Source organism: Grimontia celer, assembly GCF_900055185.1.
Classification (GTDB): domain Bacteria; phylum Pseudomonadota; class Gammaproteobacteria; order Enterobacterales; family Vibrionaceae; genus Enterovibrio; species Enterovibrio celer.
This window is the reverse complement of record NZ_FIZX01000009.1, coordinates 1-11,772: the sequence shown is the minus strand read 5'-3', so window position 1 is coordinate 11,772 and position 11,772 is coordinate 1. Positions and strand designations below refer to the sequence as shown.

Sequence of the window (11,772 nt, the reverse complement as noted above, 5' to 3'; positions counted from 1 at the left end):
CTGCCCGCGCTGACTCTATTATGCTTTTTTGATAACAGCGTAATAGAACCCATCCATGTTTTCCTGACCAGGCAGAATTTGTCTGCCTGGCTGTTCCGTTGTACCTGTTTCCAGTGCTGCATCGGATGTACGCGTCAGAAAGGCTTTTACCTGCTCTGCGTTTTCCTGCGGGGTGATCGAGCAGGTCGCATAAACCAGCGTACCACCAGATTTCAGCTGCGCCCACATGGCATCAAGGATTTCAGACTGCAGCGACACTAATTGTTCAATGTCGTCAGCACGGCGAAGCCACTTGATATCCGGATGGCGGCGAATAACACCCGTTGCTGAACATGGTGCGTCGAGCAGAATACGATCAAACTGCTCACCCTGCCACCACTCGCCTGGAGTGCGGGCGTCACCACAAATCACCTGCGCGTCGAGCTTCAGGCGTTTGAGGTTTTCTTCCACACGGGTAAGACGGGTTGCATCCACATCCATTGCTACGACCTTTGCGGTTGGTTCATGCTCGAGGATATGACAGGTTTTTCCGCCCGGCGCTGCGCAGCAATCAAGAATGAGCTCGCCAGTTTGAGGCTTGAGGTAATCAACCGACAGCTGCGCAGCAGCGTCCTGCACCGATACCCAGCCTTCTGAAAAGCCAGGAAGGGCAGTGACATCACAAGGTGTCGCCAGTTTCAGTGCATCTTCCGCTTCAGGATGGATAGCAGTCTCAATGCCTGTTTCATCCAAAAGCGTCTTGTAAGCATCGCGGGTTTGATGGGTGCGGTTTACACGCAGCCACATTGGTGCCTTTTCATGGTTGGCTTCAACCACCTGCTCCCACTCAGTTGGGTAAGCTTTTTGTAGCAGTTTCAACAACCAGCCAGGATGGCCGTACTTACCCGCGTCGTGCGCGACAGCGGCGGCATCTAAAGCTTCCTGATTGCGTTGGTAATTACGTAGCACGGCATTGATAAGGCCGCGGAGTTGAGGCTTTTTCAGTACCTTGGTGGCATTCACGGTTTCAGCAACCGCCGCGTGGGCTGGAATGCGCATGTAGTTGAGCTGGTATAGGCCGACCAAAATCAAATGATGAAAAACGCGTTGCTTGCCTTTAAGTGGCTTGTCCATCAGAGATTGAGTGATGGATTCGAGACGCGGCAACCAGCGCAGCACGCCGTAGCAGATCTCCTGCAGCAGGGCGCCATCGCGCGGAGCCACTTTTTGTTGGGCAGGCGGCAGGGCGGCTGACAGGGATTGTCCTTGGTCGACAACCTGATAAATAACCTGCGCAGCGACAGCTCTAACGTTCATGAATATACCTCAGTGTTTGCTCACGTGAATGCGAGCCACTAAAAAAGGCCAGCAAGCTGGCCTTCTCAATTACAGTTGGGTGCCAGGTTCAAACCAGTCGCGGCGGGAGTTCAGAATGTCTGCCGCGCTCATGGCTTTTTTGCCCGGTGGCTGGATGGATGTCAGGCGTAAAACGCCTTCTCCGGTTGCCACTCGGATACCTTTCTTGTCGGCGGACAAAATGGTGCCCGGTGCCTTGCCGCTGTCTTCTGATTCGACTTCGGCATCCCAGACTTTGATGTTGTTGTTCGCCACAGAGAAGTGACTCATCGGCCACGGATTAAAGGCACGGATGCAACGCTCAATCGCGTCGGCGCTCATGGTCCAGTCGATTTGTGCTTCTTCTTTGCTGAGCTTTTTCGCGTAGTTGGCAAGCTCATCGTCCTGCTTTTCAGCAACGGCTTTGCCAGAAGCAATATCACCCAGACATTCCACCAAGGCTTCAGGGCCCATTTCCGCCAATCTTTCATAAAGCGTGGCACTGGTTTCTTTGGCGTCGATGTTCAGGGTTGCGATTTTCAGCATATCGCCAGTATCCAGACCTTCATCCATCTGCATGATGGTGACACCCGTCTCTGCATCGCCCGCCCAGATTGAGCGTTGGATAGGTGCAGCGCCACGCCAGCGAGGCAGGATAGAACCGTGAACATTGATACAGCCGAGGCGAGGAGTATCGAGCACCACCTTAGGCAGCAGCAGGCCATAAGCCACTACGACCATGATGTCTGCACCAATGGCAGCTAGCTCTTGTTGAGCGTCTTCGGCTTTCAGACTCGCTGGCTGATAAACAGAAATATTGTGTTCCTGTGCCAGCAGTTTGACTGGGCTGGCAGTCAATTTCTTACCACGGCCCGCCGGACGGTCAGGCTGGGTATAAACCGCTACCACCTCATGGTGCGAAGACAACAACGCCGCCAGATGACGGGCGGCGAAATCCGGCGTACCGGCAAATACGATTTTCAATGAGTTGCTCAAGGAAACCTCAGCTGGCTTTTTGGTTAGCGCGTTTGATTTTTTCCAGTTTCTGCTTGATGCGCTGTTGCTTCAGGGGCGACAGGTAATCAACAAACAGTTTGCCTTCAAGGTGGTCCAGTTCGTGCTGAACACAGATAGCCAGAAGGTCATCCGCTTCGAATTGGTATTCGTTGCCGTCGCGATCCAGTGCTTTAACCGTCACTTCCGATGCGCGGGAGACCAGTGCGCGAGCGCCAGGAACAGACAGGCAACCTTCTTCGATACCGTCTTCACCGCGTTTCTCGATGATTTCCGGATTGATCAGCACCATTGGCTCATCGCGGGTTTCTGAAATATCAATCACAACGATACGCTGGTGGATGTCCACCTGGGTCGCAGCAAGGCCAATGCCTTCTTCGTCGTACATGGTTTCCAGCATGTCATCAACAATGGTCTGGATCTCTGGTGTGACGCTTTCTACCGGTTTCGCCACCGTGCGTAGGCGATCGTCCGGGAAGGTCAAAACCTGTAATACACTCATAAACGTCTCTTAAATATGTTGAACTGCGCCGTATCCGGCTTCGGTAATTGGGCTAATTCTAGACATTTTGCTATTCAAATGACAGCATCCAAATCGAAAGTACGCTTTTGGAGACAAGGGATGTTTAAAAAGCTTATCATTTTTTGTCTGGCGCTGGGGCTGCCAGGCGTGATAGCTGCGTCAGAAGTGCGTTTGAGCGCTAATGCACCTGAAAACTATACCGTGAAAAAAGGCGATACCCTTTGGGATATTGCAGGCCTTTATCTTGAAAAACCTTGGCACTGGCCGACGCTTTGGCAACACAATCCGGCAATTAAAAATCCTCACCTTATCTACCCGGGCGACAAGCTGCGCCTGAGCTGGCTTGATGGCAAACCTGTGCTTTCTTATATGGCAGGGACTAACCGTACTGACTCAACGCCTATCAACAGCACGTCACCTTCGGTTCTGCGCCAGTTCTTGACCTATGACACCCTCATTCATGAACGAGAGTATTTGCTCGCACCGCGAGTATTGGGCGCGCAGGAAGGATGGAGTTACATTTCTAAGCGTACGCCGTTTTTTGTTGATAAGCCTTTAGGCAGTGAAGAGTGGTTTATCTATCGCAATGTGACGGATTTCCAGCGGGAGAAAGGTGATGCGGTGGTTCGCATGATAAGCCTTAAGAAAGTCGGTGAAGCCAAGCTGGTGCGCTCGATTGATGACATTGCTGAAATGACGCTGACCCGCCAAAACCAGGAAATCAAACCTAACGATATCCTGTTACCAGCACTTGGTGCGAAAACCGGAGAGATTTTCCACCCTAAACCTGCGCCTGATGGCGTTAAAGGCAGAATGGTTGGACACCTTTACGGCAGCAACTTTGTTGGACACCGTCAAATCGTGGTGGTCGATCTGGGCGAACAGGACGGCCTGAATGAGGGACATACCCTGTCGGTGGTGGTGCCAGGTGTTGCCATGAAAGGTTCTAAGGGTGACATGCGCTACGACAGCGATATTGACAATGGTGGCGGCGATGTGGTGAAAGTCTTGCCATCAACATCGGCAGGCACTTTGTTGGTTATTCGCAGCTATCCTTTCTTCAGTCTTGCCATGGTGGTGGAAGCCGATAAGGCACTGAAAGCGGATATGCCGGTCATCGCTGCGGAAGGATAAGATGTCTCGCGAGCTTGAGTGGTGGCTTAGGCTCGCCGCCGTTCCCCGCCTCGGCAGTCAGGCGGTCAGTAAGGTTATCAGCCGATACCCACTGCACAAACTGGACGCGCTGGAGGATATCAAGCTCGCAGCGCTTGGCTTCAAACCAGCTCAGATTCAGGCGCTGCGACAACCTGACTTTTCCATTATCGACAAATGCCTGACCTGGGCAGCAGCACCGGGCAGGCACATCATCTCGCTGACCGATTCCCGCTATCCTTACCTCTTAAAGCAAATCAGTGGTGCTCCTCCTCTTTTATTTGTCGACGGCGATCCCCATATACTGTCACTGCCGCAACTTGCGATGGTTGGCAGTCGTCATGCATCTAACGATGGCTTATCACTGGCCCATGCTTTTGCCAAAGAGCTTGCCGCTCACGATGTCGTCGTGACCAGCGGTTTGGCGCTGGGTATTGATGGCCGTGCTCATCGTGGCGCACTCGATGGCAAAGGGAAAACCATTGCCGTATTGGGCTCAGGGCTTGAGAAGATTTATCCTGCCAGACACCGTCAACTGTCTGACGATATCAGGGAGAATGGCGTACTGGCGTCAGAGCTTTGGCCCTGGTCGCCGCCAAAACCAGCATTTTTCCCGAGACGAAATCGCATTATCAGCGGTCTATCTACAGGAGTGCTGGTGGTGGAAGCGGCAATGAAGAGTGGTTCGCTGATCACCGCCAGACTGGCACTTGAACAAGGGCGGGATGTCTTTGCTTTACCGGGTTCAATCCATAACCCACATGCGAAAGGCAGTAACGGCTTGATAAAGCAAGGCGCTTTTCTGGTGGAGTCGGTGGACGAGATTTTAGAGCAGGTTGGCGCATTGGCCGGCTGTGCAATAAATCACCAGTTGGAGGTCGCTCAGGCCCAAGTTTTGCAAGAAGAATTGCCATTTCCTGAACTGTTGGCTAACGTAGGAAATGAAGCAAGGTGTGTCGATGTGCTTGCAGAAATCTGCGATGAACCCGTTCACGAAATCATGATGCAGTTGTTAGAACTTGAGCTACAGGGGCTGGTAACAGCGGTACCCGGTGGTTATGTCAGAACGAGGAGGGGATAGCCATGATGGACATCTTAATGTACCTGTTTGAAACCTATATCCACAGCGATGTTGAGTTGATGGTGGATCAGGACGAACTGGCTGATGAACTCTCTAGAGCTGGATTTCATCAAGACGATATTTACAAAGCGCTGAACTGGCTTGAAAAGCTGGCGCTACTTCAAGACGCCGACAAAACCCCATACCTTACTGGCGGCGCGCTCACTTCTGTTCGTATCTATACCCCAAAAGAGATGGATCGACTGGATACCGAGAGCCGAGGTTTTTTGACTTTCCTTGAGCAAATCAGTGTACTGAGCCCTGAAACCCGTGAAATGGTAGTTGACCGTGTTATGGAGCTCGATACGCAAGAATTTGTGCTGGAAGATCTGAAATGGGTGATCCTGATGGTGCTGTTTAACGTGCCCGGCAACGAGCGCGCGTACGATCAAATGGAAGAGTTACTCTACAGCACAGCGGAAGATGAATACCTTCACTGATTTGAGGCTGGTCTGTTTTGGTTGGAAAAATTGACGATTCCCTGTTCAGCGCCCATGAACATGCGCTGGAAAATGAAGAGCGCTGCCCTAAATGTGGCAGCGCTCTTGTTATCAAGCACAGTAAACGCGGCCCTTTCAAGGCGTGTACTGGATACCCGGCTTGTGATTTCATCGAGTCACTGAACCACAATGATGGACACATAGTGAAAGAGCTTGGTATGCCGTGCCCGGAATGTGGCAACGAGTTGGTGCTCCGCCAAGGACGCTTCGGCATGTTTATCGGTTGCTCGGCGTATCCGGAATGCCAGCATATCGAAAAGCGCGATCAGGAACCGGAAGCGGAGACCATGGACATCAACTGTCCTGAGTGCCGCAAAGGAAAGCTGCATGAGAAGAAATCGCGTTTTGGTAAAGCCTTCTATGCGTGTGATGCTTACCCGAAATGCAAATTCGCTGTGAACCAAAAGCCTATCAAGGGTAACTGTGAGGTTTGCGGATATCCGCTTCTGCTGGAGAAAAAACTGGCGGCGGGCATCGTGAAAGTTTGCGCGGATAAAAAATGTCAGCACAAACAGGGGCAATGACCGAAGGCTGGTTTATCTGGTACTAGAAAAAGAAAAACCGCTATCAGCGGCTTTTCTCGTTTTGGGCTTGGTTCATTCAGCTTAATGTTTCTGCGGCACTTTGAAGGGCTGGAAACTCAGCGCCGTCCAAGTGTTTGGCAACTTCCTGAAGTGCTTCACCCAACGCCTTTGCACTCTCTGCGCACAGATTAATGTGGCCAATTTTGCGACTTGGTCGCGACGCTTTGTCGTACCAATGTACATGTGCCAGTCCCATGACATTCACCGGGACAGTCACTTCACCGACGATGTTGATCATCGCAGTCGGACGGATGCGTTTGGCACTGCCAAGCGGTAAGCCACAGACAGCGCGAAGATGGTTCTCAAACTGACAAACCTCAGCACCTTGCTGTGTCCAGTGACCTGAGTTGTGCACGCGCGGCGCAATCTCGTTCACTTTGAGGTTGCCGCCGACATCAAAAAACTCAATCGCCAATACGCCGACATAACCCAGTGTGTCTGCAACCGCTTTAAACATGGCTTCAGCCTGAGCCTGAACTGCATCATTGTCGCCAGCTGCCACCGACACGCTCAAGATACCGTTGGTGTGGATGTTCTCGGTCAGTGGGTAAATTTCCAAATCGCCTTTGGCATTGCGCGCACCGATTAATGACACTTCGCGGTCAAATGGCACAAATTCTTCGGCAATCACACACTGACGTGCACCTTGTGGAGAGGTTTTGAGGAACTGGTCGATATCCTGCCACACTGATTCAATATCTGAATCTGGCTTCAGGCGCCACTGGCCTTTGCCGTCATAGCCATCAAGGGCGCTTTTCAGGATGAGAGGCAGGCCGATATTGGCGATTGCCTTGTCATAATCAGCACGGGATTCAATCACCTGATAACGGGCATTGGCTACACCGGCTTTATCCAGCAATGCTTTTTCCAGACGGCGGTCACCACCGGTCAGGATGGCGGTTTCACCAGGGTAGAACTTACCGCTGGCCTGACAGACTTCCAGTACGTCCGGCGCGATGTGTTCAAACTCGGCAGTAATCACGTCGGCATCGGCAATCCCGTTTTCCAGGCCTTGCCCAAGTACTTCCAGCGTGACTGGGTGTACAAGGTTGCCGCTTCGCACATCGTACGCGCTAATCTTAAGGTTTAGGGGGGCACCTGCCAGTGCCATCATACGTGCCAGCTGTCCGGCACCGAGAACCAGCACATTCATGATTAATCTACCGATGGGTCAGGGTTAGCGAGAACGGTGTCTGTTTGGTTCTGACGGAAAGCGTCGACTTTTGCCATCAGCTCTGCATCATTGGTCGCCAAGATTTGCGCTGCAAGCAGGCCGGCATTCGCGGCACCTGCATCACCAATTGCCAGCGTTCCTACTGCCACACCTTTTGGCATTTGAACGATAGAAAGTAGCGAATCCATCCCTTTCAGTGCTTTTGACTGAACCGGTACACCCAGTACAGGAAGGCTGGTAAACGCAGCGGTCATCCCAGGTAGGTGAGCAGCGCCACCTGCGCCAGCAATAATCACTTTCAGGCCACGTGAAGCAGCTTCGCTGGCATAATCTGCGAGCAGGCCAGGAGTGCGGTGGGCAGAAACCACTTTGGTTTCGTAGTCAACGCCGAAGTGATCCAGCATATCTGCTGCGTTTTTCATGGTTGGCCAGTCTGATTTAGAACCCATGATGATGCCGACTTTCATAGTAACTCCTGTAAATGCTCGTTAACCGCTGAAACATGGAAAGTGGGCGCATTATATCGGCAAAAAGCAGCAAGGAAAACGTTTGCGTCAGTCTGTTTGCTGCTGTTTGGATACCTTATATAAACGGGGCTGATAGAAAGTCTGTTTCGATTTGTGACAAAAGTGTTGAGAACGTCGGGTAAAGTTGGTCATAGTAAGCCGAATTTTTCGGGTAGAGGCAGGAGAAGAGCATTGGCGAATGTTAAGCAATGCGTGGCAGCGTTGGCGCGCGGGGAAGTTATCGCGTATCCCACAGAAGGGGTATTTGGTGTGGGTTGTGACCCGGACAGCCCAGCCGCTGTGCAGGCGCTTTTAGATGTAAAAGAGCGTGATAAGGTCAAAGGCCTGATTCTTATCGCAGCAGAGCTCTCCCAGTTGGACGGATACATTGACTTCGATAGCCTGAGCAAAGAGGTGAAAGCCGATGTTTTGGCAACTTGGCCGGGTCCTGTTACTTGGGTCATGCCGGCTGGCAAGAAGATCACCGATTGGGTGACTGGGCAGTTTGATACTGTCGCTGTGCGCGTTTCCGATCATCCGGATGTCCGCGAATTGTGTCTTTCTTATGGCAAACCCATCACATCAACCAGTGCCAACCTCAGCGGTGAAGAGCCGTGTCGCAGTGTGGCGGAAGTGGTAGAGCAATTGGGTAGCCGTGTACCGAATGTTTTAGAAGGAAAAATTGGTGGACGTGACAAGCCTACCGAGATCCGAGATGCGCGTTCTGGTAAGGTGCTTCGTCAGGGCTAAATAAAAGTACAAGGAAATCACGTGGAGAATCAGAACCTTCCTCAGCAGGTTGATAAAGATGCGGTTAAGCGCTTTTTGCTGTCGTTGCAGGACTCTATATGTGCGGCGCTGGAAAAAGAAGACGGCGGTGCGACATTTGAGGAAGATGCCTGGGAAAGACCTGCGGGCGGCGGTGGTAAAAGCCGGGTGCTTCGCGATGGCAATGTATTTGAGCAGGCTGGTGTGAATTTCTCCCACGTTTTTGGAGACAAAATGCCAGGTTCGGCGACGGCGCACCGTCCTGAACTGGCAGGCAGGGGCTTTGAAGCCATGGGTGTTTCTTTGGTGGTGCATCCGAAAAACCCGAATGTCCCGACGTCCCACGCCAATGTCCGTTTCTTCATTGCCGAAAAAGAAGGGGAAGCCCCGGTTTGGTGGTTTGGTGGTGGTTTCGATCTCACGCCTTTCTATCCGGTAGAAGAAGATTGTGTCCACTGGCACCAAACAGCGAAGTCTATTTGTGCACCCTTTGGCGCTGATGTTTATGCTGAGCACAAAGCCTGGTGTGATCGTTATTTCTTCCTACCTCACCGTAACGAAACCCGTGGTGTCGGCGGTCTTTTCTTTGATGATTTGAACCAGTGGGGATTCGACACGTCTTTCGATTACATAAAAGCCGTGGGTGAGGGTTACGTCGATGCTTACCTCCCGATCGTGCAGAAACGTAAGGGTGCCGCTTACGGTGAACGTGAGCGCGAATTCCAACTTTATCGCCGTGGGCGTTATGTTGAGTTTAATCTTGTCTACGATCGTGGCACTCTGTTTGGCCTGCAAAGTGGCGGACGGACAGAATCAATCCTGATGTCTATGCCACCACTGGTGCGCTGGGAGTATGGATTCGAGCCTGAGCCGGGATCTGCTGAAGAGAAGCTCTACACAGAGTTTTTGAAACCAAGGGAATGGTAATTCAAGGAAAACAAAGTCGTGGATAAATATGTCGTTGTCGGCAACCCGATCTCACACAGTAAGTCCCCTTTTATACACACCTTGTTTGCGCGCCAGACTGCGCAGGCAATGAGTTATGAGACGCTCGAAGCACCAATCGGTGGTTTTGAGGAAGCGGTAACCGCCTTTTTTAACAGTGGCGGCAAAGGATGTAACGTCACTGTGCCTTTTAAAGAAGAGGCATTTAAGTTGGCCACTATGCTGACCGAGCGGGCTAAGCTAGCTGGGGCGGTGAACACTCTGAAAAAACTCGACGATGGCGGCATACTCGGCGATAACACGGACGGAGAAGGTCTGGTGCAGGATCTGCTGAATCACCATGTCCAACTCGAAGGCGCTAAGATTTTACTGCTTGGTGCAGGTGGCGCAGCGAGGGGAGTGATTCTTCCCTTATTGGCTCACGAGCCCGCACAGCTGGTGATTGCCAATAGGACCGCCAGTAAAGCCGAGATGCTGGCATCACTATTTGCGGATAACGGCAGTGTCTCTGCAACCAGCTTTGAATCGCTTGAAGGAGAGTTTGATGTGGTGGTGAATTCCACATCTGCCAGCCTTTCAGGAGAACACCCACAAATCTCAGCGACTGTGTTTGGCAGTCAAACTGTGGTTTACGACATGGTATATGGTTCAGGCGTGACCAGCAGTAACCAGTGGGCTCTGGATAACGGTGCCGCCCGTGTGATTGACGGATTGGGCATGCTGGTGGGACAAGCGGCGGAGAGTTTTACGATTTGGCGTGGTATCAGGCCGGGAACTGGACAGGTGTTGAGAGAACTACGCCGTAATCTTGCTGAATAGATGAAGTGCAGATGAACCAGAACATCCTTTTCCCTGACCTACAACAGGTGGATACTGAAAAACTCGCTGTCCGCTTTGATGCGCAGCAAGCAGGCTCTTTGATTTCCTGCTTTATCTCGATAGCTGATCTGGAAAAGAGAGAGCGAGTAGCTTTGAATACAGAAGAAGCGATTCTGGCAGCGTTTGCCGAGAACCGCTTCGATCTGGAAGAGTTAGCAGAAGAAGCCATTGAAGAGGAAGACTTCAATGCGTCCGGTGAGATCTGGGTGCGTTAACCTTCGAGCTCTGCGATGTACTCATTTTTCGTGACAACATAGTTATCAGACGATTTCTGCAAAAAAGCGCGTTCTGCTTCTTTCAAAGGGCGCGCTTGTTTTACCGGACTACCCACGTAGAGAAAACCAGACTCTAAACGTTTGCCAGGCGGAACCAAACTTCCTGCACCCACCATGACTTCATCTTCTATTATTGCACCATCAAGAACAATCGCACCCATGCCGACCAGCACTTTATTACCAATGGTGCAGCCATGTAGCATGACTTTGTGCCCGACAGTCACGTCATCACCAATGAGCAGCGGATAGCCTTCCGGATTCTCTTTGTTCTTGTGGGTGACATGAAGAACAGAGCCATCTTGAATGTTAGACCGCTGGCCGATACGGATATGGTTAACGTCACCTCGGGCAGCAACCAAAGGCCAAATGCTTGCGTCATCACCAAGAGTAATATCGCCAACCAATACAGAAGAAGGATCTAGGTAAACGCGTTCACCTACTGTTGGAAAGATACCTTTATAGCTGCGAAGTACAGAAGACATAGAAAATTCCAAATAAGGATGATTGAAAACAGACTATCTTGATGCGGAAAAGAGTGCAATTCTTGTTCGTTTCAATACACTTTAATGCCGTTTTGGGCGAAAAGTAATCGAGCGCACCGTTTTTCATAAAAAACCTCAAAAAAGCCCTTGCCAGAATTTCAGACCTCCCTATAATGCCGCATCACCGACACGGAGAGCGGCTTCCACTGCGGAAACGCCCACGTAAATCGGTACGGCGAAGGCCTCAAAAATTGAGTTGAAATAAACGCTTGACGCGCTGTTTCGAATCAGTAAAATGGCCGCCCGCTTCAGAGGGAAATTCACCCCGAGAAGCAAGTCAATAAGGTATTTTGAGGGTTGCAAGAGCAACGCTGAAAAATCTCAAAATTTCTTCTTGACTTCATCGCCTGGCAGCGTAAAATTCGCAGCCCTGACGGTGAGAAGCGACGCTTCTTCAAGTCAACGTTCTTTAACAATTTGACCTATGCAATCTGTGTGGGCACTCGTGATTGATAGACAAAAGATTTATCGATGTT

At 51.3% G+C, this 11,772-nt stretch carries 14 protein-coding genes; 8 read left to right on the top strand and 6 right to left on the bottom strand.

Annotated elements, in window-relative coordinates; all coding sequences use genetic code 11:
- Window positions 1–18: 18 nt before the first annotated feature.
- The 3 genes from rsmB to def all read right to left on the bottom strand — a co-directional run bounded on the left by rsmB (window position 19) and on the right by def (window position 2,830).
- The gene (gene rsmB / locus GCE9029_RS24050) at window positions 19–1,296 is read right to left on the bottom strand and encodes a 16S rRNA (cytosine(967)-C(5))-methyltransferase RsmB (protein ID WP_062667684.1); all 1,278 of its coding nucleotides are present in this window, start codon (window positions 1,294–1,296) and stop codon (window positions 19–21) included.
- A 69-nt stretch (window positions 1,297–1,365) separates the two neighbouring features.
- Window positions 1,366–2,310: a methionyl-tRNA formyltransferase gene (gene fmt / locus GCE9029_RS24045; protein WP_062667680.1), complete on the bottom strand. Its 945-nt coding sequence runs from the start codon at window positions 2,308–2,310 to the stop codon at window positions 1,366–1,368.
- A gap of 7 nt (window positions 2,311–2,317) precedes the next feature.
- Window positions 2,318–2,830, bottom strand: coding sequence for a peptide deformylase (gene def / locus GCE9029_RS24040; protein ID WP_002540849.1), 513 nt, complete (start codon window positions 2,828–2,830; stop codon window positions 2,318–2,320).
- Between the two features lie 120 nt (window positions 2,831–2,950).
- Between def and GCE9029_RS24035 the strand changes: the two genes are divergently transcribed.
- The 4 genes from GCE9029_RS24035 to GCE9029_RS24020 are packed head-to-tail and all read left to right on the top strand — an operon-like array spanning window position 2,951 to window position 6,147.
- Window positions 2,951–3,985 (top strand): LysM peptidoglycan-binding domain-containing protein, encoded by a 1,035-nt coding sequence (locus tag GCE9029_RS24035; RefSeq protein ID WP_062667679.1) that lies wholly within the window; start codon window positions 2,951–2,953, stop codon window positions 3,983–3,985.
- A 1-nt stretch (window position 3,986) separates the two neighbouring features.
- On the top strand, window positions 3,987–5,084 hold the full coding sequence (dprA, locus tag GCE9029_RS24030) for a DNA-processing protein DprA (protein ID WP_062667678.1): 1,098 nt from the start codon (window positions 3,987–3,989) through the stop codon (window positions 5,082–5,084).
- A 2-nt stretch (window positions 5,085–5,086) separates the two neighbouring features.
- A complete protein-coding gene (locus tag GCE9029_RS24025; RefSeq protein WP_002540853.1) occupies window positions 5,087–5,563 on the top strand; it encodes a DUF494 family protein in 477 nt (158 codons plus the stop codon).
- 17 nt (window positions 5,564–5,580) lie between these two features.
- Complete coding sequence (locus GCE9029_RS24020) at window positions 5,581–6,147, top strand: DNA topoisomerase family protein (protein WP_062667677.1); 567 nt, start codon at window positions 5,581–5,583, stop codon at window positions 6,145–6,147.
- Window positions 6,148–6,223: 76 nt separating this feature from the next.
- Here GCE9029_RS24020 and GCE9029_RS24015 read toward each other — a convergent pair whose 3' ends face one another.
- Together GCE9029_RS24015 and purE are read right to left on the bottom strand one after the other, a co-directional pair.
- A complete protein-coding gene (locus GCE9029_RS24015; protein WP_062667676.1) occupies window positions 6,224–7,360 on the bottom strand; it encodes a 5-(carboxyamino)imidazole ribonucleotide synthase in 1,137 nt (378 codons plus the stop codon).
- 2 nt (window positions 7,361–7,362) lie between these two features.
- Complete coding sequence (gene purE, locus GCE9029_RS24010; protein WP_062667673.1) at window positions 7,363–7,848, bottom strand: 5-(carboxyamino)imidazole ribonucleotide mutase; 486 nt, start codon at window positions 7,846–7,848, stop codon at window positions 7,363–7,365.
- Between the two features lie 231 nt (window positions 7,849–8,079).
- On the opposite strand from purE, the gene tsaC reads away from it, so the two are divergent.
- From tsaC to GCE9029_RS23990, 4 genes are read left to right on the top strand one after another with little or no spacing between them, the layout of a single operon-like run.
- Window positions 8,080–8,637 (top strand): L-threonylcarbamoyladenylate synthase type 1 TsaC, encoded by a 558-nt coding sequence (gene tsaC / locus GCE9029_RS24005; RefSeq protein WP_062667671.1) that lies wholly within the window; start codon window positions 8,080–8,082, stop codon window positions 8,635–8,637.
- A gap of 21 nt (window positions 8,638–8,658) precedes the next feature.
- Window positions 8,659–9,582 (top strand): oxygen-dependent coproporphyrinogen oxidase, encoded by a 924-nt coding sequence (gene hemF / locus GCE9029_RS24000; RefSeq protein WP_062667666.1) that lies wholly within the window; start codon window positions 8,659–8,661, stop codon window positions 9,580–9,582.
- Between the two features lie 18 nt (window positions 9,583–9,600).
- Complete coding sequence (gene aroE / locus GCE9029_RS23995) at window positions 9,601–10,419, top strand: shikimate dehydrogenase (protein ID WP_062667665.1); 819 nt, start codon at window positions 9,601–9,603, stop codon at window positions 10,417–10,419.
- 11 nt (window positions 10,420–10,430) lie between these two features.
- The gene (locus tag GCE9029_RS23990) at window positions 10,431–10,694 is read left to right on the top strand and encodes a DUF1488 family protein (RefSeq protein ID WP_062667664.1); all 264 of its coding nucleotides are present in this window, start codon (window positions 10,431–10,433) and stop codon (window positions 10,692–10,694) included.
- Here the strand turns inward: GCE9029_RS23990 and GCE9029_RS23985 are convergent.
- Complete coding sequence (locus tag GCE9029_RS23985; protein ID WP_062667663.1) at window positions 10,691–11,236, bottom strand: gamma carbonic anhydrase family protein; 546 nt, start codon at window positions 11,234–11,236, stop codon at window positions 10,691–10,693. The two genes, GCE9029_RS23990 and GCE9029_RS23985, sit on opposite strands and share 4 nt — an antisense overlap.
- Window positions 11,237–11,772: the final 536 nt, after the last annotated feature.